We start from the raw sequence: 25979 nt of genomic DNA, 5'->3' as shown, positions 1-25979 counted from the left end.
TTAACCTACTTTAAATGATCTTTCTTAGTGGCACGGTTTGACCGAAATCACTGGCATGGTCAGACCGAAATAGCCAGTAAACATAAAATTTTGCAATCTTAACCCAAAGTTATATAACAAAATTGCCTTTGAGTTGTTGATCTTTGTTAAACAACCATTTTGGAAGATTAACAACTCAAAGAAGAGTTGGAAATAGGCTAAAACCAATCAAATATGGGTTGTGCTATAATTACAAGTGGGTTTCTCTTGTATTGTTTAGTATTCAGGTATTTATTGTTTAACTCTAATAAATTATATGACAACCATTACGCTTACATCTACTGCTATTAAGAGCATTTTCGAAGAGTTGCACCAAAGTATGAATGGAGCCCTAAGTGTGAAGGTGAAAGAGCATATTTTGGATATTGACAATGAATTTGGTCGGGGGAAGATTCGAGGTGTTACTTTTAAAAGTGGCATATCCTTGCTGGAATTTGATGTGAAATTTGTTCAAGACCTGACCCTTCGTGTGGGATCTTCAGAACGGCCACCCATTTGCTTTGCCTATTGTTTAAGAGGTAAAGTTACCCATGGTTTCGGGAGTCAGTCCGGAAAAAAAGTGCTTGAGAATTTTCAAACGAGCATACTGACCAATAAAGCATATGAAGAAAACATACTGGAATTTGCTAGGGATGAGCACATTAAGATTACATTGATTGTAGTGAATACTGAATTAAATCCTGATAATCCTAAAAAACACAGCTTGAATTATAGAATTCAGAAATCGTTTTTGATGGGAATGCCTTCTCAAAATTCGATTTATATCGGTTCATATAATTTGAAAATTGCTGATAAAATACAGCAACTAGAAGCCATTCAGGAAAGAGGCATAGTCAGGAGCTTAATGATTGAGGGGTTGGTTCACATGATTTTGGCTTATGAAATTCAGCAACATGCAGATGATTTAAAGCGAGATGCTCAAAACAATGGTAACCTTACTTTAAAGGAGATGAATGCCGTTCGGGACATTTCTAAAGCCATTCTAAATTGCCCTGAAAAACCGCACTGTATTGCAGAGTTGAGCCGACAAGCCGGATTGTCTCCAGGGAAACTTCAGGAGGGCTTTAAAAGAATGCATGGAACGACCGTTAGCGATTATATTAGATCCGTTAGGGTTGAAAAGGGAGAAGAACTGATAAAAACATCAGATATGAACATTTCTCAGGTTGTATATAGTGTAGGATTTTCCAGTAGAAGTTACTTTTCAAAAATATTTAGACAAAAGTACAATTGTAGCCCTAAAGAATACAAAGAAAAACAACAATCGATGGCTTTATCTGCTTAATGATACTCAATAATATAAACCAACTATTTAACGGGTAGATTACCATAGGTCAGCCATCTAGTTACTAATTAGATGGCTTTTCTTTTTATTATAAAGGAGTAATGCCATTTAGTATCACCAAGAATGAATTTATTCAGGAGATATAGGTATTGTTCAACACATTAAATTAGACAGTTATGAGTGGAGATAAATTTTTCGAAGAAAAAACAATTGACCAATTAAAAGAATTGGCTGAAAGCATTCGGTTTGCTATTATGGGTACTAACCTAAAATCTCTTCCTCCTCATTTTATTCCAATGACGACCAAGGAAGTGGACGAAAACGGTAGTATTTGGTTTCTGAGCAGTGAAAAAAGTACCCACAATAAAAACATTATAGAAGACAATAATTTGCAACTGATTTATTCAAACCCTAAGAATATGCAATTCTTAACGGTTTATGGCCAAGCCATAATTTATAAGGGAAGTGTGATTTTAGAAAGGTTTTATGATAGTAAGGTTGATGGAATCTGGTTTGATGGTATCGGGGATCCGGATTTAACGGCCATAAAGGTGGTGCCTACAGAAGCCCATTATTGGGATAAAACCAAAGGAGAGTTAATTAATTTGATAAAAGTGGGTAAGGAATCAATTTCAGCCATTCATCCTGAACCACGGCTCAACGGTAAATTAACCGTATAAGCAAAAAAGTAAGACCTGATTTACTCTTCAGGTCTTACTATTTAAGAATTAATAATAATGCCGGATTACCTAAATGAAGTGTAATCCGTGGTGAATATAATGGTTCACGAATGGTGTCCAGGCATTGTTTAATGAATGGCAGTTTAGTATGGTTCTTTTGAAATATCTAATTATTTTAAATACATTTTATCATGTTTTGGTCTCATTTTTGATTTTGTTTTGTTGAGTAGCCTAGCTGTTCGCTATTTACTTTATATGCTATCCGGCTTCTCGGTTATTATTTGAATGAAAAACCAAACAGAACTGCCTAAAAACATGAGACATTTAAAGAACAACTTACTTGTATTAACAGATGATGACCCTGATGATTGTGAGTTTTTTTTGGACACCATTGAAACAATAAATGTTGAAATTCCCATACGAGTATTTAATGGAGGTGATCAGCTTATGGAATACCTGAAAAATATAAATTCTAAATTGCCGGATATTATATTTTTAGACCTTAATATGCCTGTAAAAAATGGATTTGAGTGTTTGAGAGAAATTCGGTCTATTAATAGACTTAAGGATATTTGTACAATTATTTTCTCAACTTCTTATAATAGTTCAGATATTGAGCTTTCCTATAAGCTTGGAGCCAATGCGTATATCCAAAAGCCCTTCAATCAGGAAGAAATGCAAAATATATTGAAGAATACTTTGGATACAGATTGGAATGACCCATGCTCAGCACTCGAAAAACATAATTTTGTCTTGCAGGCATGAATTTCCCGAGCTGTGTTTTCTTCCTAGTTTAGGCATAGTCCGGCTATTATTGATTTAAATAACAGAATGCTTTGAATTTATCTAGGATAACATGAATTTGAGATCTGTTAGCTTGTTAGATGAAATATGAATAAAGGAGAAATAAATATTCCTAAAGGACCGAAGTTTTTGCAGAATGGGGGAGAAATGGGCAGGATCATTGAGGTATATGATTGGTCTAAACATCCTTTAGGAGTTCCGGAAGATTGGCCACTATCTTTAAAAATGGCTGTTAGCAATATGTTAAAAACAGCCTTCCCCAAGTTTATTCTTTGGGGTAAGGAATTTTTTTGCTTTTACAATGATGCTTATAGACCGAGTCTTGGAAATCAAGGTAAACACCCTGCTATTTTAGGTGAAAAATTTGAAGATGCATTTCCAGAATTAGTCCATACGCTTAAAAAAGAAGCTGAAAATGTTTGGAAAACGGGAGAGGCTACATGGCATGAAAACCAGCTTGTTTCTATTTTCCGCAATGGGAGAATGGAAGAAGTGTACTGGACGTTTAGTTATAGCGTATTGATTGGTGAAGAGGATGAAACCGTAGGGATTTCCATTACCTGCATTGAAACCACGGAAGCAGTTAGAAATTTACAACTGTTGCAAGAAAGTGAAAATCAATTAGCATTTGCAATTGATGCAGCGGAACTAGGGACATGGGATTATAATCCTCTAACCAATTCTTTTACCGGAAATGATAGGTTAATGGATTGGATGGGAATTGCTAAAGGCATGAATATCTCTATGGAACAAGCTATGGATACCATTGTGCCGGAAGATGTCTACAGGGTAACTTCTTCCATTAATAAATCATTGGCAGGAAGACTGGAAGGAAGATTTATAGAGAGGTTTGGGATCAGAAACACAAGAACTAATGAGGTCAGAATTGTTCAAGCCCAAGGAAAAGTAAGGTTTAGGAACCCTAAATCTCCTTATCGAATCACTGGAACATTGCAGGATGTATCAGAACAGGTTAACTACGAAAAGAGGTTGATTTTTGCCAATGAAAAAATTAAGAAAGAAGAACAAAACTTTCGCAATATTGTATACGAGGCACCGGTAGGGATAGCCATTTTTGAGGGCAGCGAATTGGTTGCGAAAATGGCTAATAATTCATTGCTTAGTTTTTTAAAAAGGGAATCAGAGGAATTTATAGGTAAAAAGCTATTTGAAAGTATTCCTGAATTAAAAGAAACTTTAGAAAACTTCTATAAGCAAGTTTTTTTAAAAAGAGAATCAGTACGAGGAACTGAATACCAAATAAGCTTACCGAGAAAGGGGAAGTTGAAAAGTGCCTATTTTAACTTTATTATCCACCCTATTCAAATATTGGAAGGAGAAGTAAAAGAGGTCATGATGGTGGTCAATGAGGTTACAGATATAGTGGAGTCTAAAAATGAATTGGCTGAAAATGAAAGACAATTCCGCAATCACATGCAACATTCCCCTGTTGCCATGGCTATATTAAGAGGTAAAGATTTTAAAATAGAATTGGCCAACAATAGAATGTTGAACCATTTATGGGGAAGGACAAGGGAAGAGGTTATTGGTAAACCCTTATTGGCTGTTTTTCCAGAACTAAAAAATCAGAAATACCCTTCCGAACTTTTGCAAGTGTTGAATACTGGTGTGGCAATAAGAGACAAGTCTTCAAAGGTTGAAATTGTAAATGACGGTATCAGTAAAGAATTCTATCTGGACTACCATTATATTCCTCTATCTGATTTAGATGCAACGATTTCAGGAGTCATTGTTACAGCCACAGATGTGACCGACCAAGTATTGTACAGCAAGCGACTGGAGGGTTTTGCTAAAGAACTGGAAAATCAAGTGACATTAAGAACAAACTTATTGCTCGATGCCAATGAAAAGCTAAAAGATTCAGTAGTCAAATTAAAGCAGGCGAATGAGGAGCTTCAATCTTTTGCCTACGTGTCAAGCCATGATCTTCAGGAACCTTTGAGAAAAATACAGATGTATAGCTCATTAATTTTGGAAAAGGAGTATAGTAAGTTTAGTACGAAAGGCAAAGGTTATTTTGATAAGATCACCTATGCGGCAGGTAGAATGAGGACATTGATCGACGATTTGTTATCGTTTTCGAGGTCCAATGACGATATCACAAAATATGAATTGATTGATTTTAATGAGGTGATTGATCAGGTCTTAGAAGACATGGCCCCAACAATTGAAGAATCTGAGGCTATAATAACTGTAAAAGATTTACCGATGGCAGAAGCGATATTTTTTCAAATGAGGCAAGTTTTTTCAAACTTGATAAGTAATGCGATCAAGTTTTCAAAAAAAGATAGCCGACCGGAAATTTTAATTTCAGCTACTGAAGTTGAAGAAAGCCAAGTTCAACTTATGAACCTAAATCATAACAAAAAATACTTTGAATTTTTAATAAGCGATAATGGCATTGGATTTCCTCAAGGTATGGAAAATAAAATTTTCGAAGTTTTTCAGAGACTTCATGCCAAGCATGAATATGAAGGTACAGGAATTGGCTTGGCAATAGTGAAAAAAGTAATCAATAATCATTGTGGGCTAGTAAATGCAGAGAGCATAGAAGGAGAAGGAGCAACTTTTAAAATAATTTTCCCATCTAAGCATAGTTGAAGATTTCTAAATTAATTGGTAGTTATTTCTGGTACTGCATTTCACTCTTTTCGCCGAATAAAAGTAATTTTTTGATCTTTTATATCCCTTAATATATTGCCTGAGATCTAAAGTTATTTTTATTGGAAGGGATATTAGATTGTTGTAATTAGCTAAAAAACAAAAGATTAAGCATTTTGATTAGCAGGTAAAATTCCTATTTATTATAATGTTTAATAGAGATAAGGGTTTAAAGTCCAAAAAATATTTATTCCAGTCAATGTACGGTATAATTTTCGCTTAAATTATATGCAAAACAACTGAACATTTAAGTTAAAAATCATGAATATAGAAGATAATAAACTCATCCAACAAATCGATGAAATTTTAGAAAAGAACAAAGATGCGGAGAAAGGATACAACACAGCAGCAGAAAATGCGGAAGATCCTGAACTAAAAGAACTTTTCCTCAAAAGATCAAATGAGCGGAAAGATTTTAATCTTAGGCTAAAAAGAGAAGTTGATGCCAACTATGGTGAACTTTCGAATAATGGGACCTATAAGGGGGCAATAGAACGAACATGGATGGATGCAAAATCATTTGTTGCAGGGAAAGACGATTTGTTTTTATTGGAGAATGTCATTCGTGGGGAATCGGCAGCGCTTGAGGAATATGAAGAGTTAATGAAAGCAGAACATTTGCCAATAATGTTGAGTCAAATCATACAAAACCATTTGATTAAAATAAGAACCGACATTATTCAAGTTAAATCAATAAAGCAGAAATTGGGGGATTAATAGGTGAAAATCATATTTAATCCGTTCAGAAAGGAAGTCGTAAGAACCCTACTGTAAAAAGTGTTTGTAAAAACGATCTATTCCTATATTTAAAATAACAAACAATGATTCCTAAATAGATTTTTTCATCTTATTATGACTAATAAAACCAGTAATTTAAGATAGGAATGATTGGTCAGTTGTATAGATAGGTATCAGGTATTCTATCTACTGTTGAAATTGCTTTTTAACCCACTTTGGAAGTGCAAAAAGTAGTATACTTATCAATAATGCTAGGTTAATAAATTCTTAATTACATTTTAATTTTTCGGTCAATCAGGTATAGCGATAAGCTTGCCTGTTTTTTTTATACATTATTATAAGATAAGTACTTAGAATTAAGACAATTTAAAGGGTGAGGTACGAAAGACCCTAAATAGAATTATTCCCAAGTTTTGGCATTATTATTTTTTCAATTAACAGCATCCTAGCTAACAAAAACTTCTTTAAAAGTTATTACCCAGAGTTAAATCTTAAAAGCCCACTTAAATACCTTTCGAAATAGTCTTAAAACTATATAATTGGTTTAGTTTGTTTCTATAAACATTTATGCCTCTCAAAAATTAAATTAAAATTTTTTGGGGGCGAAATCCACCTTAGTCCCTCTACTTAATTAAACGGTCATAAATGACATTCGCACCAAAGATGCAAAAGCCACAACATACTGAGGATCCAACTATCTCTTCAATCAAGCTATCTGAGTCTGATAAAAAATATGAAAATAGTGCAGATAGGGATATATGGAAAGCATTTAACAAAGGTAATGAAACTGCCTTTAATTATATCTACAGGGTATATGCGCCAGCATTGTTTCAATATGGATGGCAGTTTTCTAAGGATAAGAATATTCTTCAAGATTGTATCCAAAATATTTTTATTTATTTAAGGAGTAAGAGAGGGGATTTGACAAAGGTGAACAGTATTCGAGCTTATTTATTTAAAATAATGCAAAGGGAAGTGCTTCGAATGGTTAAAAGCGAAAAGCAATCTATTCATAGTTCATGGGATTATAATGAACGAATTTTCCCCATAGAAATTTGCCATGAAACAAAGCTCATACAACAGGAATATGACATTGAGATGAAACGAAAGATTCAATATGCAATGAATCAACTTACTTCCAGACAGCGGCAGGCAGTCTTACTGTTAATTGAAGAGGGGATGAATTATAAGGAGATTGCCGAAGTGATGGAATTTAGTGATGTTAGGTCTGCACGTAAAATCATTTATCGAGCTTTGGATACATTAAAGGTGCTAATCAGGAATAAAAAGTAGAATAATTTAATAAGTGGAAATAAATCCACGAAATATGAAATATAAAGATTACAATATTGAGGACTTCATAATGGATGATTTTTTTATCCAATGGGTAAAATATCCAAATGAGAATAATCGACACTTTTGGCAAAAGTGGTTGGAGCAACACCCAGAAAAACGAGAGATCGTAATGCAAGCGGTCACCATGATCAATTCAATCCACTATCAGGATAAGGCTGAAATGGATGATGGTCGTTATATCGAAGCTTTTGAAAATATTTTAAAAGCAGAGAATGTTAAAGATTTGAAAAAGATAAATAGGGAAATTGAATTTAAAAAATTCAATTTCCCGTGGCGAGGTATCGCGGCAAGTTTATTATTGTGTTTTTGCTTTGGGATAATTTTTAAGATGGCGATACAACCTCACAATACTTCCGAATCAAATACCTATAAGCCAGCCATTATAAAAAGGTCTAACCCTGCTGGTAAAAAGTCAGTTTTGACCCTTTCAGATGGTTCGAAAGTATACCTTAATTCAGCAAGTGAAATTAGCTACTTTTCTGAATTTGATGATAGCTTAAGAGTAGTTAAACTATCTGGAGAAGCTTTTTTTAAAGTTCAAAAGGAAGCAAGACCTTTTGTAGTAGAAACAGGACAAACCAAAATAATTGTGCTTGGAACATCCTTTAATGTTAACCAAGGAAAAAACGGGGCTTTGTCAGTTGCCTTGGTTACTGGCAAAGTGAAAATAAAGGACGGTATAGGACAACAAATGTCTCTTGAGCCCTCTGAAATGATAACGAGAGACAACCAAGGGGAAATTCTCAAAACCACTTTTGACCCCTTGTATATTACTGGGTGGAAAGATAAGGTATTGGTCTTTAAGAGAAATTCCTTCCTTGAAGTCAAGGAAAAAGTGGAAAACTGGTTTGGAATAAAGATCAAAATACACGGAGAAATCAATCCAAAAATGACCTACTCAGGCATATACAAAGACGAAAATCTGGAAAATGTTTTGAGTGGAATATTTTTATCCTCAGGACTCAACTATCAGATTAAAGATAAAAATGTAATCATCACCAACCCCATAAAACATGAAGAGACATTGAAAAAATAATAGCAAAAAAAAGGCAAGATTTCGATCCTGAATGGAAAGAGATCTTGCCTTGATCAGACCTTAGTAGCCTCTCACAACTCCTTAAGGTCATCATCTAAGTCATATAACTTAAACTAAACAATAATATGGAAAAAAACGTACTAAGACAACTTATAATGCTGTCAAAAAGATTATTATATGCCTTTCTAGTGCAACTTTTTATGTGCACTATTATTATGGCCAACACTGGTAACGCACAGCGTAAGACCATTGAAGATGTAAAACTTTCAATTGATCTTGATGAAAAAACTCTCTCAAGATTTTTCCGATTAATAGAAAATAAAACTGATTTTGAATTTACTTACGATCATGATCTTATAGACCTAAAGAAAAAGGTATCAGTAGAAGGAGACAACCTTAGCCTTTACAAATTATTGGCTTCCGTTTCTCTGCAGACAGACCTTCATTTTGTTCAGATAAATGACAATATCCATGTGAAATTGTCTTCTGGTATATTAGATCAAGCGATAGAAATCGCAGATTTGGCAGATGTAACTATTACAGGGACAGTAAAGGACGCTAATGGTGAGCCAATTCCTGGGGTGACCATTTTATTACCAGGAACAACTACTGGTACTACTACAGATTTAGACGGGAAATATTCGATATCTGTTCCAGAAGGGTCGAATTTGGTTTTTTCTTTTATTGGCTTTGAGACGCAAAAAATACCAATAAATGACAAAAGTGTAATCGATGTAGTTTTGACTGAAGATACGGCTTCTTTAGACGAGTTTGTTTTGGTAGGTTATGGAATGCAGAAAAAAAGTGATGTAACAGGTTCTGTAGCCAGAGTCACTACAGAAAAAACAGAAGATCTTCCGAATTATAGCATCCTCCAATCTTTACAGGGGCAGGTTTCGGGACTAAATATTACTTCTTCAGATAGACCAGGGAAAGAATTGGAGATGACAATAAGAGGTGTTAATTCTATTTCTGCAAGCTCCAGTCCTTTGATCGTGGTTGATGGTGTAATTTATAAAGGGAGTCTTTCTGATATCAATACAACAACCGTTGAATCAATTGATATACTTAAAGATGCAAGTGCAGCAGCTGTTTACGGTTCAAGAGCAGCAAATGGCGTAATTATTATTACTACCAAAACCGGAATGACTGAAAAACCTCAGTTTAATTTTAACTCCTACACTGGAATACAAACTCCGGATCGAATTATTGAAGTATTGGATGGTCCTGGTTATCTCCAAAAGGTGCTTGATTTTAGAGAATCACAAGGGCTAGATGCTGATATGGCAAATATTGAAGACTATTTGACTGTAGGAGAAGTAGAAAATTTAAGAAATGGCAAGACGACTGACTGGATGGATTTGGTAACGAGAACTGGAGTTACTAATAATTATCAATTGGGTGTTTCTGGAAAATCACAAAATACTAACTACTTCATTTCTACAAATTATTTCAAACAAAACGGAATTGTACTGAATGATGATTTTAAAAGAATGTCGGTTAATCTAAACCTTTCCAATCACATAACAGATTGGCTCACCATTTCAGTTAAGTCTATGTTTTCAACAAGAGACATGTCAGGGGTCCCAGCTAATTTTGAGCAAGCACCTGATCAAAGTCCCTACGGGAATGTTTATGATATTAATGGACCGGGAGGTTATGCTTTTCACCCGGTTGGCGATCCATTAGGAATCAATCCTTTAATTAATACTACAATTAAAGATTATGACAAACAAACGTCATTATGGGGGCTTTTTTCAAGTGCCATGGAAGTACCTTTTGTACCTGGGTTGAAATGGACGATGAATGCTTCCTCAAATCTTAGAATTGCTAAACAAGGACAATACCTAGACAACCAATCTACCAGTGCAAGTATAAATGCCAATGGAATTGGGTCAAAAGCCATAACTGAAAGTCATGATTGGACTATTGATAATATTATAAATTATCAAAAGGTATTGAACATAGATCACTCAATTAACATGACATTTCTCTACAGCCGAGAATATAGCCAATTGGATTATTCTAGCTTAATGGGGAGAGATTTCTTTACCCAATCAACGGGATACGACAATCTTTCGATTGCACAGATTCAACAAATTGCTTCAAATTTTGAAAACCAAAACAGTGTGGCTTATATGGGTCGGGTTAACTACAGTTATTTAGATAAATATGCCCTAACAATAACAGCAAGGAAGGATGGATTTTCAGGTTTTTCTCAAGGAAACAAGTACGCTACATTTCCTTCTGCAGCTTTTGCCTGGACAGCAAGTAATGAGAAATTCTTTTCGAATTTAAATTGGCTTGATAATCTTAAAGTAAGACTTTCTTACGGTAAAAATGGAAACCAAGCCGTAGGAAGATACCAGTCATTGGCAAGGATGAGCTCTGATCAATATTTATTCGATCAGACAACAACTGCAATTTATACCGCATCTATGGCGAATAATAATTTGACTTGGGAAACCACAAAGTCCAAAAACTTTGGAGTAGATTTTAGTATTTTGGCAAACAAAGTAAGCGGAAGCATCGATATATACTCTTCAAATACCGAGGATCTGTTACTAAGAAGGTCGCTACCCAGCACCTCAGGTTTCAATTCAGTATTCACAAATGTAGGGGAAGTACAAAACAAAGGATTTGAGCTATCAGTACATACATTGAATTTAAAAAACAATAAATCTGGATTGAGTTGGGAGAGCTCATTTTTGTTTTGGCTTAACCGCAATAAAATAGTAAAACTTACTGGAGCAGATGTAAATGGAGATGGAGTCGAAGATGATGATATTAGTAACAATTGGTTCATAGATGAACCAATAAATACTCTTTTTGGCTATAAAGTGGATGGAATATACCAGTTGGAAGATGAACTTTTGCCTGGTTTTACCCCTGGGGATTTTAGGTTGATAGACCTTAACGAAGATGGTAAAATAACGCCTGAAGACAGAACCATTCTAGGCAATACAATGCCAAATTATTCATTTAGCATTTCAAATACATTTAAATATAATAATTTCGGTTTATACGTATTGGTCAATTCTATTCAAGGTGGGAATGGATCTTATCTTGGGGATAATATGGCCACTAGAAGTGTTGGAAGATTGTCAACCTCCTATGCAGAAAGATTCAACCTTCAAAACGTTCCTTATTGGACTCCTAGCCGTCCGTCAAATCTATATTCGAAAATTAATTACTACCCCACCGTGCCCACATTAATTCTTGAAGATAGAAGTTTTGTTCGAATACAAGACATCAGTTTCTCTTATATTTTTAATGAAGGTGTATTGGGTGAATTCAATAGCTTGAAGTTGTTTGCAAGTGCAAAAAATCTTGTCACTTTCACAAATTGGGGAGGGTATGATCCTGAAAATGCAACCGTTATGAGAGGGGGATTTCCACTCATGAAAAGTTTTACGATTGGGTTTGACTTCAAATTTTAAGGTAAAAAAACATAGAAATGAAATATTTAAATAAAATACTTTACAGTTTTGTCTTCATGATATTCGGACTGGCTTTATCATGTACCGAAGATAGTTATTTGGACGAAACTCCTTATGGATTTGTGACACCTGAAACTGCTTTTATTAACAAAGGTGGATTTGAATCAGCTTTAGCAAACCTTTACAGGTTAGGTCGCAGCTTAAGAACTTCTGAGGCTTACTACCAAGGAGATTATGCGGTAACAGTAATCTACGGTGCAGGAACAGATCTCGGTTGGTACAACGAAAAACGAATTTATTTTGGGGATTATGATTTAATAAACTCTTCAACTGTAATCGTAGGAGAATATTGGAACCAGCTTTATAGCATTATTAAAGATGCTAATTTGATTATATCCCGACTTGAAACTTCTTCCTTAACAGATGAGGAAAAACAGGAAATAGGTGCAGAGGCAAAATTTTTCAGGGCTTACGCTTATAGATTTTTGGTTCATTTATATGGGGATGTCCCATTGGTGACAGAGGAAATTACTTCTCCAAAATTTGATTATGTAAGGGCACCAAAATCAGAAATTTTGAAATTAATGATAGAAGATCTTTCATTTTCATCCAGTCATTTGCCAAAGACTAATCCCGGTAATGGTCGCCTATCTAAAGCTGCCGCTGACCATGTTTTAGCAGAAACCTATCTATCAACAGGAGAATTTGACAAATCAATTGAAGCTTCGACTAGAATAATTGATGATGGACAATATGAACTTATGAATGCTAGATTCGGTACTTATTCCAATCAACCAGGCGATGTGTTTTGGGATTTATTCCGAATAGGAAATCAAAACCGGTCAGCAGGTAATAATGAGTCCATTTTAGTTTGGCAAATGGAATATGGTGTTCCAGGTGGAGACAATGGCAAGTATGTGATTGAAAGAACTTGGGGACCTTATATTCAGTTTCTGAAGGATGATGAAGGACTAAATGCTATTCTTCCTGCCGACACTTTGGGTCGGGGCGTAGGTTTTTTCACTCCAGGTCCTTTGGTAGAAACAACATTGTGGGAATCTGATTATGACAACGATATCAGGAATTCCAGTTATAATATGCAACGGGTATTTTATAATAACAACCCTGAATCGAAACAGTTTGGTCAGCCCATCGAACCAAGGCCTGAATGGCTAAATAGAAATTATCATGTATGGGTAAAAAAAGCCTCCAACCCTTATGGCCATCCTCAGGGTTATGATACCAGTGGGAGGATGTTTACTGATATTTATGCCATCAGGTTGGCTGAAACTTATTTGCTAAGAGCAGAAGCCTATCTTGCCAAAAGTGACTTGACAAATGCTGCAGCAGACATAAATGTCGTCAGGACCAGGGCACAAGCTAGCCCTGTTGTTCCATCTGATGTCAATATTGATTATGTTCTTGATGAAAGAGCGCGAGAGCTTTTAATTGAAGAGCCGCGTAGATTAACTTTATCTAGGTTGGGTTTACTTTATGAGAGAGTAGTTAAACATAATCCGGTTTCGGAACCAACCATTAAACCTTTTCATAATTTATTCCCCATTCCACAAGATGTAATTGATGCAAATACAAATGCTGTTTTAGAGCAAAATCCAGGTTATGATTGAAACTTAATCATTTGTCATAAAAATTGTAAAGGGTGGATTTAAAGTGAAACAAGAAAAAATCAGTTGAACTTGAATGAATACATCCTGAAAAATAGCTGCAGTTTGAGTCAATTGAAGGTATGTATCCAATCAATCATCTTTGATGTTTGATTGGATATTTTTCTACCCTTACCACAATTTTATAATCCACTAAGGAAAATATTTTAAAAATATGGATTATAACCTTTAGTTAATTGAGAGAATGAGAAGATAATGGATAAACAACTAATTGTTCAGTCCTAATTATACTTTTTATTACTTCAAAAAATATGTAGTGATTTAATTTTGTCCTCTACCCTAAGCTGATATTGGAATTATAATTTAAGAATTGAATTTATGCCTAAATTAAAACAAAAGTTCTCACACTTAATAAAAAGCCTTTTTGGGTTAATCTTCACATTTTTGATAGTGTCTTTTGGGCATGGTCAATCTAGTACTTTTTATACTGGATTTGAAAATAACGATGAGAGCCTGTTTTCCTTTGTTTCTCCTGATAGCGTCAAATATACGATGCAAAATTTTCGTCCCCAATATGCAGCAGGAATATCGGGTAGGGCCTTGGATTTGTCTGAGGATGCTTCTTTACGCCGCCCAGTGGTTTTGGGTGATAATTATACCATGACCAAAGATTCATTAGATGATTTATCAGCACAAATATGGGTTCGTACCAAAACCAATGCACCAGTAGGTACGATTATTTTGGGAAATGTGGGAGGAGAAGAAGTTGATGGGAAGGGTTGGGCCATTTATTCTAGACCCAATGGATCTTGGGGTGTGCGATTAAATGATGGACGTAAAACTATTGAATATGAACCTACTGATCGGCAAACCATCAATGACGGGTCTTGGCATCATCTAGCTTTTACCCTAGACAGAGATAAAGAAGAAGTTTGGTTTTATTATGATGGTAAAAACGTAGGGATTTACCAAATAAATTCCTTAGGAAGCCTTGAAAGTACATTTGGGACCACTATAGGAGGTAGTGATTCTTATTGGGAATATGGGACATCAGGCCAATGGACAGCTTTTAATGGTTATGTTGATGAAGTTAGGATACAGGCTGTTAAATGGAATGCTGAACAAATAAGTCATGAGTATGCTAAATATCGAAATCCGGATTTTGTTCCAGTGTTAAATAGCCCAATAAGGGTAATGACTTGGAATATTTGGCATGGTGGAAGGCGATTCGGTAAGCATGTTGGGCTGAATAGGGTTATCGAAACGATAAGAGATGCCCGTCCTGATGTGGTAGGTTTAATAGAAACATACGGTTCTGGAGAAATTATTGCAGACTCTCTAGGCTATTATTATTACCTCATCAGTAGTAACTTGAGTATTATGAGTAGGTTTCCTATAAAAGAAACCATTCAAGCCTTTCAGCCATTTAATTTTGGAGGAGCTGTGCTGGATGCCGGTAATGGAAAAGAAATTGTCATGTTGGATACTTGGTTGTACCACCTACCTCGTTACTCTATTAATGTTAGGGAGGGTAAATTTAGCGTAGATGAATTAATTGAAGGAGAAAGAGATACAAGGTTTGCCCAATTGCAAGCTATTTTAAAAGGAGTTGAAGCTAAAAAATTCAAAGAGGAGACCCCGGTGTTTTTTGTCGGTGATTTCAATAGTGGCTCACATCTAGATTGGACAGAAAATACCAAGGAACTCCACTATGGATATGTTGTTGAATGGCCTGTCAGCAAAAGAGTTATTGATGCCGGTTTTAAAGATAGTTTTAGGTCAATTCATATAGATGCTTTGCAAAGCCCAGGCGTCACATGGACACCCATAGCAGCGAATTCCACTAATCTTTATGGTTTACGCGACCGGATCGATTATATCTATTATCGAGGACCTTTAAAACCAATTGAATCCAGAGTTATCGATTATCATCCAGTAATGTTTCCTTCCGATCATGCAGCAGTAATTTCCGTTTTTGAATGGCAATCTAAATTAACCCAAAAATAAATTTTTTGTGGAAATGTAATAAATAGGTCTTTTTCTTTCTAAGTTACTAATTAAAATATTTGAAAACTGGATGAATCTTTATATATGAATTTTAGAAGCAGGCACTAATTGAAAAGCACCTGTTTTTTTAAACAATTGAAATTGTATAACTGCCACATATGAAGAAAAAGCTTTAAGTTAATTTTGATATATAATAAAAATATTAATATGAAATAAGATAAATTAATAGTCAGGGTGCGTAATGGATTGTATTATCTTTTTTTTTCATTAAATGACTTTCTAAAGAGATAATTTAGCATTTTAACTTGAACCAATTCTTGAATAGCGAATACTTTTTGATAGTGAGATTAATTATATTATATGTTTAAAATTAGTACTAGTAAAAGAAGCGCTAAAAATTTAAATTGAAGACCGTTTCACATCTTTCATTAGCCATATATCTAAATCTTGTTCCTCAGTGGCATGTAGGACAGAAATATCTCCGGTAGTTTCAAAAACAACGGCTTTTACTTGACTTAGCTGTATGACATTGGCCTCCCTTAATTTTGATCTGAGGTCACTTTCAGATACCCTGGCTTTTCTTAAGTTTTGATCAAGAATTTTAGGACCATCCATTAGTAAGAGAGGGGTATTGTCTACCAAGCTTTCTATAATTTTGTTTCTTCTACCTATCGCAATAGTTATTTGAAGCAAATACACGACCACTAAACCGAAGATTCCATCGATTAAATTAACTGAGGAAGATAAAATAGTTGTGGCAATTATTGAACCTACAGCAACAGTCATTGCGAAATCAAAGCTTGACATTTTTGAAAAGCTTCTCTTTCCACTGATTCTTGTTAATAGAATTACCGATAAATAGATTCCTAATGCGGTTACAAAAATAACTGCGACAGATTCCCAAGAAGTTTCGAATAGTTTTTCCATGTTATTTGGGTTAGGTAAAACATTAAATAGAATAAAATTGATGCTTGGTGTTTTTTTTGAGTCTCTTGTATTCTCAAAACTACCCTCAATTTCAGGGTATTACTAAAGGTATAAATAAAGCCTTTCATTATTATCGATTTGATCGAATAATAAAAGTTTAACCCTGGTTATACAATAGGATTCGGGTTTAGTGTTGTAACCGAAAGAATAGCAGGCTGTTTGGAAATTTTAGCACAACATCACTGTGGTATCGTATCTGCCAATAGGCAAGGTTGAAAACAGCAACGATTGGCTGATTTTGAATCGAATAAGGTCTAATTCCTATTTGGGGTTTAATGTATAAGTGCTTGATCCGTTGTATAGATTGATAAGGTAATTTAGGAATAGTCTGTGATTAATTGGTGAAATTGCTTCTAAGTTGGCTTTCTAGATATTTTATACCTGGTTTATGTCATGTTGTTTCGCCTTAAGGATGCGATGCTTTGGTCCCTAAAGCATTTGATTAATGAGATTGAAAACTCCTCAAAAAGCCATCTGCCTATTTTCGTCTAAATCCTTTTATAATTCACAAAGATTGAGAAGATTACCATACCTAGAAAAATAAAACAGAATGCTTTAGCAACTTCCGAGGCTCCTTCAGCTAGGCCACCAAAACCATACATTGCGGCAAGGATTGCTAAAAGTAAGAATATGATTGTCCATTTAACCATAATTTATTCGTTTGTTTTTATTTTTGAATAAAGTTAGCCTGATAATCTTCTTTGAAAGTGCTCAAATGAATAATTATTTGCCTTTAATGATGGAAATTGATTAAGGCTTTATATTTTCGATCCAAAATTGAACAATTAAGATAATTATTGGCTTGATTATGGCGCTTTGTTACCATGATAAATTTTAATTTTCTGAAATAAAATATTAAACTGATAATAGATGGCTTCAGGTTTTTTTGCATTATTGGACGACATCGCCACCTTAATGGATGATGTGGCCACCATGAGTAAAGTAGCAGCTAAAAAGACTGCTGGAATATTGGGAGATGACCTTGCAGTGAATGCAGAAAAATCCTCCGGTTTTGTTGCTTCCAGAGAAATCCCCGTTTTATGGGCAATCACCAAGGGCTCATTGAAAAACAAAATCATTATTCTCCCTGCAGCCTTTTTGTTGAGTGCATTTTTACCTAAAGTCATTACAATGGTATTATTGCTGGGAGGACTCTACCTAGCCTATGAAGGTGCTGAAAAAGTTTATGAATTTTTGTCCGGCAATAAACATCATAAAACAGAGATTGAACATAAAAAACTTACCGAGGAGGAAGTGTTGGCGAGTGAAAAAAATAAAATTAAGTCCGCGATTTTCACTGATTTTATTCTTTCTGTTGAAATTGTGATCATAGCCTTGGGTACCGTGATTCAAGAGGTAATTTGGGTGCAGATTTTAGTTGTTTCATTAATCGCCTTATTGGCAACTGTCGGTGTATATGGAATCGTTGCAGTAATAGTTAGGATGGATGATTTTGGTTTAAAGTTGATCAATCTTACTGAGGAGGATAATAGTGTTTCAGACTATTTTGGTAGATTTTTGGTAAATGCGCTACCCATTGTAATCAGAGGCTTATCAATAATTGGGACCATTGCCTTAATGTTAGTTGCAGGCGGTATATTTTCCCATAATATTGACTTTTTCCATCATTTGTTGCCTGAATTTCCAGCTATATTAAAAGAATTTTTAATTGGTTTGGCTGTTGGTGCCGTGGTTTTTATAGTTGTATCCGCCGTCTTAAGTATCTGGAGAAATGTTAAGAGATAAATATTGCCTTTATTTCCGTTGAATTACTTGCTTACATCGGATGCCATTTCAATGATTTGTAATGCTAATTTTTCCTCACGAGAAAGAGCATTGGTGCTTGTACTTTCTTTAAACGGGTTAGGCTGTGGCAGGTTTTTGGATTCAATTTTCTCCAAAATGGCTGGATGAATGTAATAATTTCTACATACACTGGGGGTATTTCCAAGCTCTGAAGCAACCATTTTTACCAATATATTACTGAATTTTTTTCGTGTGCTTTTTTGTTTTTCTTCTAGGGCCTTTGGGTAATACTCAATGGCTAAGCGGCATGCAGCCCAAGTGCGAAAATATTTACTTGAATATTCAGCACACATATTATTAGCAAGGTATTCATTTACTTCATCACTATCAACAGACTGAAAACCACCATTTTCATCTTTGTATCTGAAAATCTCATAACCCGGCAAATCTGCGGCATCTTTAATCAATGAAATAAGCTCAGGATCGTCGATCATCACACTTCGATCGATATTGCTTTTACCGTTGTAGTGGAAGGTAATTCCTTCGCCTTCAATCTTCATATGCTTTCTTCGCAAAGTTGTTAAACCTGTGGTGTCGTTGTTCTCTTGGTAATACTTGTTTCCTATTCTTATGCCATATCCATCCAAGATCAATATCATTAGTCCCAATACTTTTTCCTTGGTCCATTCTTTAGACTGGATTGCTCGGTAAGATTTTTTTCTGATGGCCGGTAATGCTTTCGCAAAATTAATCAACCTGTTAAATTTCTCCAGTTGACATTTTTGCTCATATATGCTATGGTAAATGTACTGTTTACGACCTTTTTTGTCCCTTCCGGTAGCTTGAATATGTCCTTCTTCAAACCGGCAAATCTTAACATCAGTCCACATTGGAGGTATGACCAAATTTTTCAAGCGCTTTAACGTTTGTTTGTCTTTAATTGGTTTCCCGTCCTCATTTAGGTACCTAAATCCTCTTGCCCATTTTTTTCTGTAAATGCAGAGGGCAGAATCATCAATTTCTCTTATGGCTTTCATTATTAGCTTAACTTCCTAGGGGCATTAGATTGAACCGCTAGTTGAAAAATAATAGTATGATTTTGGAAGATAGAACAGATAATGGGCTCTTTTGTTTGAATAAGCCATATTGCAATCTTCACTATTCGTTAATTTAATTGTCAATTTTTTATATCCTCAAATAGTGACCACTTATAAAAAGGATGACTTAAACTTGTGAAGGAATGGTAGAGATAATAGGTCCAAAAGTATAGAGGAATACATTTGTCTATTAATGCTCAAAAACTTGTCTTCAAGAATTAAATTAAAATAAATTCCGCATTATCTATACGCATTAATTAATAGAGCTAAATATTGATTTTTTTGAGCTATTGTTATTCTATTATCTCTATTAGATTTGATTTATTCCTAATGGAAAAGTATAAAAGATCATAGTAAATTTTGTCAAATACCTGAGAAGAATTATGAACAGGATAAACTGAGGCTTCTTTAATTTATACCAACGGCGAAATAGCCCTATTGAAAAAAGGTAAATAGCAGCAGGTGAAGCTTAGTGTAAATTTTCCTGATCTAATCAATTAAATCAACCCTATAAAATTTTTAATATGAAAAATGAAGAAGAAAAACACTCAAAATCAGCTCAACTTAAGCAGTTTACAGTCGACCCGAAAGATCAGGAATTAACCACCAGGCAGGGAGTTAAAGTCAACGATACCAATAATTCATTAAAAGCCGGCGCAAGAGGATCTTCACTCTTAGAAGACTTTATTCTTAGGGAGAAGATTACCAGTTTTGATCATGAACGTATTCCAGAACGTATCGTTCATGCTAGGGGGAGTGGTGCCCACGGTTACTTTGAATTATACGATAGTATCAGCCAATATTCTAAAGCAGGCATCTTTACAGATACCGGTAGAAAAACACCTGTTTTTGTAAGATTTTCTACAGTTGCCGGTTCTAAAGGTTCTACAGACCTTGCAAGGGACGTACGTGGTTTTGCAGTAAAATTTTATACAGAGGAAGGAACATGGGATCTGGTGGGCAATAATATGCCGATTTTCTTTATTCAGGATGCCATGAAGTTTCCGGACTTGATACATGCAGTGAAGCCTGAGCCTAATAAAGAGATACCTCAGGCTGCCTCGGCTCATGATACCTTTTATGATTTCATTTCCCTTACTCCAGAAACCTTACACAATCAGATTTGGGTAATGAGCGATAGAGCCATACCGAGAAGTTTTCGAATGATGGAAGGTTTTGGGATTCACTCTTACCGTTTGGTCAATGAAAAAGGGGAGTCGCATTTTGTTAAGTTTCACTGGAAGCCGCTATTAGGAGTTCATTCAGTAACCTGGGATGAGGCCACAAAAATAAGTGGGGCAGACTCTGATTTCCACAGAAGAGACCTTTGGGAAGCCATTGATTCCGGCCAATTTCCTGAATGGGAGTTAGGGGTGCAAATTGTGCCTGAAGCAGATGAACACAAATTTGATTTTGATTTGCTGGATGCCACCAAATTGATTCCTGAGGAGATGGTTCCCGTTAAGGTGATTGGAAAAATGACCCTGAATAGAAACCCAGAGAACTTCTTCGCCGAAACGGAGCAAGTAGCCTTTTTGCCGGGAAATATTGTTCCTGGAATTGATTTTACGAATGATCCCTTGCTTCAAGGTCGATTATTCTCTTATCGTGACACTCAGCTTTCCAGACTGGGAAGTCCCAATTTTCATCAAATTCCTATCAACCAGCCACTGGCCAAAACTCACCATAATCAGCGAGATGGGCATATGCAGACTGAAATTCCGAAAGGTCAAACGGCCTATTTCCCAAATACACTTGGAGGCGGATGTCCTCATTTATCCAAGATAGCAGAGGGAGCATTTTCTTCACATGAAGAAAAAATAGATGGGAAAAAAATTAGAGCCAGAAGCGAAAGTTTCAATGATTTCTTTTCACAGCCAGCCCTTTTCTACAGAAGTTTGGCTGAGTGGGAAAAAAGTCATGTTGCCAATGCCTATTCTTTTGAATTGGGGAAATGTAATCATAAGCATATTCAGGAAAGAATGCTATGGATGATTTCACAAATTGACAATGAATTGGCTGATGAAGTTGCAGGTAATTTAGGACTTAGTGTCCCGGATAAAATTGAGGAACCGATAAATCAAGCGATAGGTGCTGATGTTAATGTTGCAGATTATCAACCCGGACCTAAAAAAATCTACCTTGACAAATCAGCTGCATTGAGTCAGGCAAATACCAAATTTGATAGTATTGCTACACGTAAAATTGCTTTTTTAGCCGCTGACGGTTTTAAAATGGACGATTTTAAACAAATGAAGTCGGTTTTAGAGGCCGAAAATGCTATTTGTATGATAGTTGCCCCTCACGGAGGCACAATAAAATGTGACGCTGGTATGGATCATCCTGTGGCAGCCAGTATCAACACAACTGAAAGTGTGCTGTACGATGCTGTCTATATTCCGGGAGGACAATCCTCTATTGATGCTTTGTTGAAAGCTGCCAAGTTTAAAAAGTTCATAAATGAGGCTTTAAAACACTGCAAGGCCATTGCTGCAGACAACGAAGGGGAAATGTTTTTGGACGAAACCTATGTGAAAGATTTTAAAGACGATAAAGCTGTGCTAATCAATACTGAAGCAGAGGTCTTTATTGAGGCAATTGCCAAGCATAGAAATTGGGATCGAATGAAGAAAGTTGAGGGGGTTCCTGTCTAATTCATTTGAGGTTTAAAAGACAATAAAGGCAAAGTTTCCTGAAGGGTATTTCCATTTGAATTCAAATTGGAAATGACAATTCAGGAAATTTTGCTATTTATAAAGACATGAATGGTGCTGATTAAGATATTTTTAAAATGAAACATAAATTCAAAATAGGAGACGAAGTTACCTGGAACTCTCATGCAGGATATGTATCCGGGACAATTATTAAAGTACATACTGCAGATTTTGATTACAAAGGGTATACGCATCATGCCAGCATGGAAGAACCTCAGTATGAAATAAAAAGTAGCAAGACGGATCACATCGCAGCCCATAAAGAGAAAGCGTTAAAAAAGTTACACTAAACCCTGTAATTGATACAAATAGGGCAAAATGATAAAAGAAAATAAGGCCGTGAACCAAAGTCTTCATTGCTTCAATGAATTGGTAAATAAAACCTATATTAAATTATTTGTTTAGATTTAACGTTTATGAAAGTATTACCTATTTCACCCTAACCACTGAAATTTTAAACGTTATGTCAAAAAAAGAAGTCGAAATTCAAAATACGACAGTAAATTCAATACCTACTATAGATGCCTCGGAGGCAAAACCCCTGATTACCCGGCGCGAAATGCTTGGGATGGCTGGTGTGGCCGGATTAACAGCTTTGGTCGGTTTTCCAATTAGTTCAATAGCACAGCAATCACAGAGCCGGCCTCGTATAGCAGTTCTCGTTAGTTATTGGGGTGCCACAAGGTCTCATGCTGATTGGATAGCAACCAAGTTAATTGATGGCTATTGGTGGCAAGGGGCATATACCAAGTCTCGGGTCGAAGTTGTCGCCATTTACTTAGATCAACACGATGAAAGCGTATTGGGTCAGAAAGTAGCAAAAGCCAAAGGCATTCCAATATTTAAGACAGTGGGTGAAGCAGTAACTCTCGGAGGCAAGGAGTTGGCAGTAGATGGTGTCGTCATTGTCGCCGAACATGGTGATTATCCAAAAGATCTCAAAGGCCGATGGCTCCTACCGCGCTGGAGAATTTTCCAACAAGTAGTGCGGGTTTTTGAAAAGAGTAAGCGCGCCGTACCTGTATTTAATGACAAACACCTCTCATATGATTGGGATGAAGCCAAATGGATGTTTGACAAATCCAGAGAGCTTAATTTCCCATTGACAGGGGGATCCTCCATTCCTCTTTATTATCGCACGCCTAGTATAGAACTTGACAATGACACGCCTTTAAAACATTCAATTGTTGTCGGAGGGGCGTCTGATGAGGGTGGTATTTTTCATAGCATTGATGTTCTGCAGGCATTTGTGGAGCGCCGTAAAGGAGGCGAGACGGGTGTTAAATCAGTTCAGTCTATCCGAGGTACAGAAACTTGGGAATGGGTTGAGCGCAATCCCTGGGCCGGAAAACTGCTTGCTGCTGTGGCGAAACAATTTGAACTGAAGCCTGGACACTTTCAGGAAAACCAACGAGCCAACATTTGTATCGTAGAATACAATGATGGAACGAAAGGAGCTGTAATTTCTGGTAAAGATGTCGGTTGGACCTTTGCTGGAGAGATTGAAGGGGAAAATGAGCCGACGGTAATCTCCATGCTTGGTTGGGCTGGTCCTTTTGACCAGTATCATGCCTCAAATGCACAACCTCACTGGATTACAGAAATGATGGTGACCAATAAAGAACCTTTCAACGCAGAACGTCTTCTTTTGTCTACTGGTATTACCAATCACTATGTGGAATCAAACTGGGAAAATGGTATTTACTCCCCTGTAGGTAGACGCATCGAAACGCCATTTATGAACATGACGTACCGCATGAAACGAGGCCCACAGTTTAACACGGGTGAGAGGCCACCAAGTCGCCCTTATATACGAGGTTTTGATGAATAGGTGTTTACAGCACCTCAAGAGATCCAATTTTGGTTAATTGCCAGAACTTGTGAGGAAGTGGGACTTTGTAGGTTTAATCCAAAGTTCTGATAATACTATTGAAAAATAAAGTTTATATTAAAAAAACGCATAAACAATGAAACGTCGTGACCTTATTAAGGGCTTAACATTACTGCCCATAGCAGGAAGTGTTTTGCCACTAAATTCCATATTAGCTGCTCCGAAAAATGATAATAATATACCATTGACCCCTCAGGGTAAACCAATGCCTAAATTGCATCGCAAAGCATTTGTGATGGATGGACATGTTCATGTAATGACCCGTGAGTTGTTGATGAAAACGGACATTGGTCAAAGATATTCTGACGGAACCGTTGATCTTCCTAGAGCTATAGAAGGAGGCTTGGATGCTATGTTTTTCTCAGTTTATACACCTGAACACTATTATCCTGGAAGGTTTGAGACTAAAAACACCTTTCGAGTGATAAACCTCGCTTTAGACCAGATCAAAAACAATGATTCTGTTATTGAATTGGCGTTGAATGCTTCTGATATTAAGCGTATCAATAAGAAAGGCAAAATGGCTGCTTTCTTGGATTTAGAAGGAGCCTTTGATTTGGATGGTGATATTAACCTCCTACGCGCTTTATATCGCTTAGGGCTTAGGTCAATGCAGCTCACCGCACACAATACCACGAATGCATTTATTGACACCTGTAATGACGTTAGTAGATGGGGAGGGATAAATGAACTTGGGAAAACGATTATTTCAGAAATGAATAGTCTTGGCATGATCATTAACATTGCCCATGCATCTAATGACGCAATACTACAAACTGCTGAGGCAAGTAAGCATCCTATAGTCTACAGCCATGGAGGATTTTATAGTATCGTGGCTCATCCACGATGTATTACTGACGAAGCAGCGAAAGCGATTGCGGCAAAAGGGGGCGTAATTGGCATTCACTTTGGAAGTTTGTTTAACAACCCTAAATATTGGGCATGGCAAACAGCACCTAAAGAAACTACACCGGAATCAGTGAAGCAATCCACCTCCATGAATACAATTGAAGAGGTAGACAAGGCTGTAATGAAAGAGGTTCCCTTGGTTTTCGATGGCACCATTCCTGATGAATATTGGATGCATGTAGACCAGTTGGCCAAAGTAATTGACTATGGTGTTAATTTAGTAGGGGAGGACCATATGGCTCTTGGCTGTGATTTGGATGGAGGTCCTGAATTGCCACGTGAAATTAAGGACATCAGCGATTATCCACAAATCACTATGGCGCTACAAAGGCTGGGTTATACTGATCAACGAATCAAAAAAATTCTCGGCTTAAACTGGCTCCGTGTGATTAAAGAAGTTACGGGAGACTAATAATAGAAATACAGTAGGTCACAGTGAACTCCCTAAGCATTCCTTGGAAACAACATTCCCAAAGAAATGCCTAGGGAGTTTTAATAAAATAAATTCTTTTACGTTTTAAACAAAAAAAGCCTTGGAAACCCAAGGCTTCGAACCCGCGACCTTCCCGACGACGAGTCGGGACATTCTAACCAGCTGAACTACCACTCAGGTTTTTCAATAGTTTTAATAAAATCTTTTGCGGTTTAAATACAAAAAGCCTTGGAAACCCAAGGCTTTTAAGCGGAATGGACGGGACTCGAACCCGCGACCTCCTGCGTGACAGGCAGGCATTCTAACCAGCTGAACTACCACTCCAATATTTTTAATTCTTTAAGTTTCGAACCGGCGACCTTCCCGATGAATCGGGACATTCTAACCAGCTGAACTACCACTCCAATATTTTTAATTCTTTAAGTTTCGAACTGGCGACCTTCCCGATGAATCGGGACATTCTAACCAGCTGAACTACCACTCCAATATTTTTAATTCTTTAAGTTTCGA

Annotated in this window: 18 protein-coding genes and 1 tRNA gene; 15 read left to right on the top strand and 4 right to left on the bottom strand. The window is 36.2% G+C overall.

The window, feature by feature from the left end; all coding sequences use genetic code 11:
- Window positions 1–295 precede the first annotated feature (295 nt).
- The 10 genes from Q4534_RS23535 (at window position 296) to Q4534_RS23490 (ending at window position 15692) form a co-directional block, all read left to right on the top strand.
- Complete coding sequence (locus Q4534_RS23535) at window positions 296–1324, top strand: AraC family transcriptional regulator (protein WP_303615612.1); 1029 nt, start codon at window positions 296–298, stop codon at window positions 1322–1324.
- Between the two features lie 176 nt (window positions 1325–1500).
- Window positions 1501–2004 carry a pyridoxamine 5'-phosphate oxidase family protein gene (locus Q4534_RS23530; protein WP_303615611.1) on the top strand — a complete coding sequence of 168 codons (504 nt, stop codon included), beginning with the start codon at window positions 1501–1503 and terminating at the stop codon, window positions 2002–2004.
- Between the two features lie 315 nt (window positions 2005–2319).
- Entirely contained in the window at window positions 2320–2769 is a 450-nt protein-coding gene (locus tag Q4534_RS23525; protein WP_303615610.1) for a response regulator, read from the top strand.
- A gap of 126 nt (window positions 2770–2895) precedes the next feature.
- The gene (locus Q4534_RS23520; RefSeq protein ID WP_303615609.1) at window positions 2896–5430 is read left to right on the top strand and encodes a PAS domain-containing protein; all 2535 of its coding nucleotides are present in this window, start codon (window positions 2896–2898) and stop codon (window positions 5428–5430) included.
- 321 nt (window positions 5431–5751) lie between these two features.
- A complete protein-coding gene (locus Q4534_RS23515) occupies window positions 5752–6207 on the top strand; it encodes a PA2169 family four-helix-bundle protein (RefSeq protein ID WP_303615608.1) in 456 nt (151 codons plus the stop codon).
- A 666-nt stretch (window positions 6208–6873) separates the two neighbouring features.
- Window positions 6874–7521: an RNA polymerase sigma factor gene (locus Q4534_RS23510; protein ID WP_303615607.1), complete on the top strand. Its 648-nt coding sequence runs from the start codon at window positions 6874–6876 to the stop codon at window positions 7519–7521.
- 34 nt (window positions 7522–7555) lie between these two features.
- Window positions 7556–8620: a FecR family protein gene (locus Q4534_RS23505; RefSeq protein ID WP_303615606.1), complete on the top strand. Its 1065-nt coding sequence runs from the start codon at window positions 7556–7558 to the stop codon at window positions 8618–8620.
- A gap of 125 nt (window positions 8621–8745) precedes the next feature.
- A complete protein-coding gene (locus tag Q4534_RS23500) occupies window positions 8746–12060 on the top strand; it encodes a TonB-dependent receptor (RefSeq protein ID WP_303615605.1) in 3315 nt (1104 codons plus the stop codon).
- 17 nt (window positions 12061–12077) lie between these two features.
- Window positions 12078–13688, top strand: a complete 1611-nt coding sequence (locus Q4534_RS23495; protein WP_303615604.1) for a RagB/SusD family nutrient uptake outer membrane protein — start codon at window positions 12078–12080, stop codon at window positions 13686–13688.
- 447 nt (window positions 13689–14135) lie between these two features.
- Complete coding sequence (locus Q4534_RS23490) at window positions 14136–15692, top strand: endonuclease/exonuclease/phosphatase family protein (protein WP_303615613.1); 1557 nt, start codon at window positions 14136–14138, stop codon at window positions 15690–15692.
- Between the two features lie 399 nt (window positions 15693–16091).
- On the opposite strand, the gene Q4534_RS23485 is transcribed toward Q4534_RS23490, so the two are convergent.
- Both Q4534_RS23485 and Q4534_RS23480 read right to left on the bottom strand, forming a co-directional pair.
- On the bottom strand, window positions 16092–16619 hold the full coding sequence (locus tag Q4534_RS23485; RefSeq protein ID WP_303615603.1) for a DUF421 domain-containing protein: 528 nt from the start codon (window positions 16617–16619) through the stop codon (window positions 16092–16094).
- A gap of 548 nt (window positions 16620–17167) precedes the next feature.
- The gene (locus Q4534_RS23480; RefSeq protein ID WP_303615602.1) at window positions 17168–17329 is read right to left on the bottom strand and encodes a DUF1328 domain-containing protein; all 162 of its coding nucleotides are present in this window, start codon (window positions 17327–17329) and stop codon (window positions 17168–17170) included.
- A 220-nt stretch (window positions 17330–17549) separates the two neighbouring features.
- Between Q4534_RS23480 and Q4534_RS23475 the strand changes: the two genes are divergently transcribed.
- Window positions 17550–18425, top strand: a complete 876-nt coding sequence (locus Q4534_RS23475) for a DUF808 domain-containing protein (protein ID WP_303615601.1) — start codon at window positions 17550–17552, stop codon at window positions 18423–18425.
- 23 nt (window positions 18426–18448) lie between these two features.
- On the opposite strand, the gene Q4534_RS23470 is transcribed toward Q4534_RS23475, so the two are convergent.
- Window positions 18449–19462, bottom strand: a complete 1014-nt coding sequence (locus Q4534_RS23470) for a DNA topoisomerase IB (RefSeq protein ID WP_303615600.1) — start codon at window positions 19460–19462, stop codon at window positions 18449–18451.
- Window positions 19463–20046: 584 nt separating this feature from the next.
- Between Q4534_RS23470 and Q4534_RS23465 the strand changes: the two genes are divergently transcribed.
- The 4 genes from Q4534_RS23465 to Q4534_RS23450 all read left to right on the top strand — a co-directional run bounded on the left by Q4534_RS23465 (window position 20047) and on the right by Q4534_RS23450 (window position 25448).
- Entirely contained in the window at window positions 20047–22176 is a 2130-nt protein-coding gene (locus tag Q4534_RS23465; RefSeq protein WP_303615599.1) for a catalase, read from the top strand.
- Between the two features lie 137 nt (window positions 22177–22313).
- Window positions 22314–22526 carry a DUF2945 domain-containing protein gene (locus Q4534_RS23460; RefSeq protein ID WP_303615598.1) on the top strand — a complete coding sequence of 71 codons (213 nt, stop codon included), beginning with the start codon at window positions 22314–22316 and terminating at the stop codon, window positions 22524–22526.
- Window positions 22527–22699: 173 nt separating this feature from the next.
- Complete coding sequence (locus tag Q4534_RS23455; protein WP_303615597.1) at window positions 22700–24067, top strand: hypothetical protein; 1368 nt, start codon at window positions 22700–22702, stop codon at window positions 24065–24067.
- 136 nt (window positions 24068–24203) lie between these two features.
- Window positions 24204–25448, top strand: coding sequence for a dipeptidase (locus tag Q4534_RS23450; protein ID WP_303615596.1), 1245 nt, complete (start codon window positions 24204–24206; stop codon window positions 25446–25448).
- 271 nt (window positions 25449–25719) lie between these two features.
- On the opposite strand, the gene Q4534_RS23445 is transcribed toward Q4534_RS23450, so the two are convergent.
- A tRNA-Asp gene (locus tag Q4534_RS23445) sits at window positions 25720–25793 on the bottom strand.
- Window positions 25794–25979 lie beyond the last annotated feature (186 nt).

This window comes from Cyclobacterium sp. 1_MG-2023, assembly GCF_030546805.1.
Lineage (GTDB): Bacteria > Bacteroidota > Bacteroidia > Cytophagales > Cyclobacteriaceae > Cyclobacterium.
This window is presented reverse-complemented; position numbering and strand designations above follow the sequence as displayed.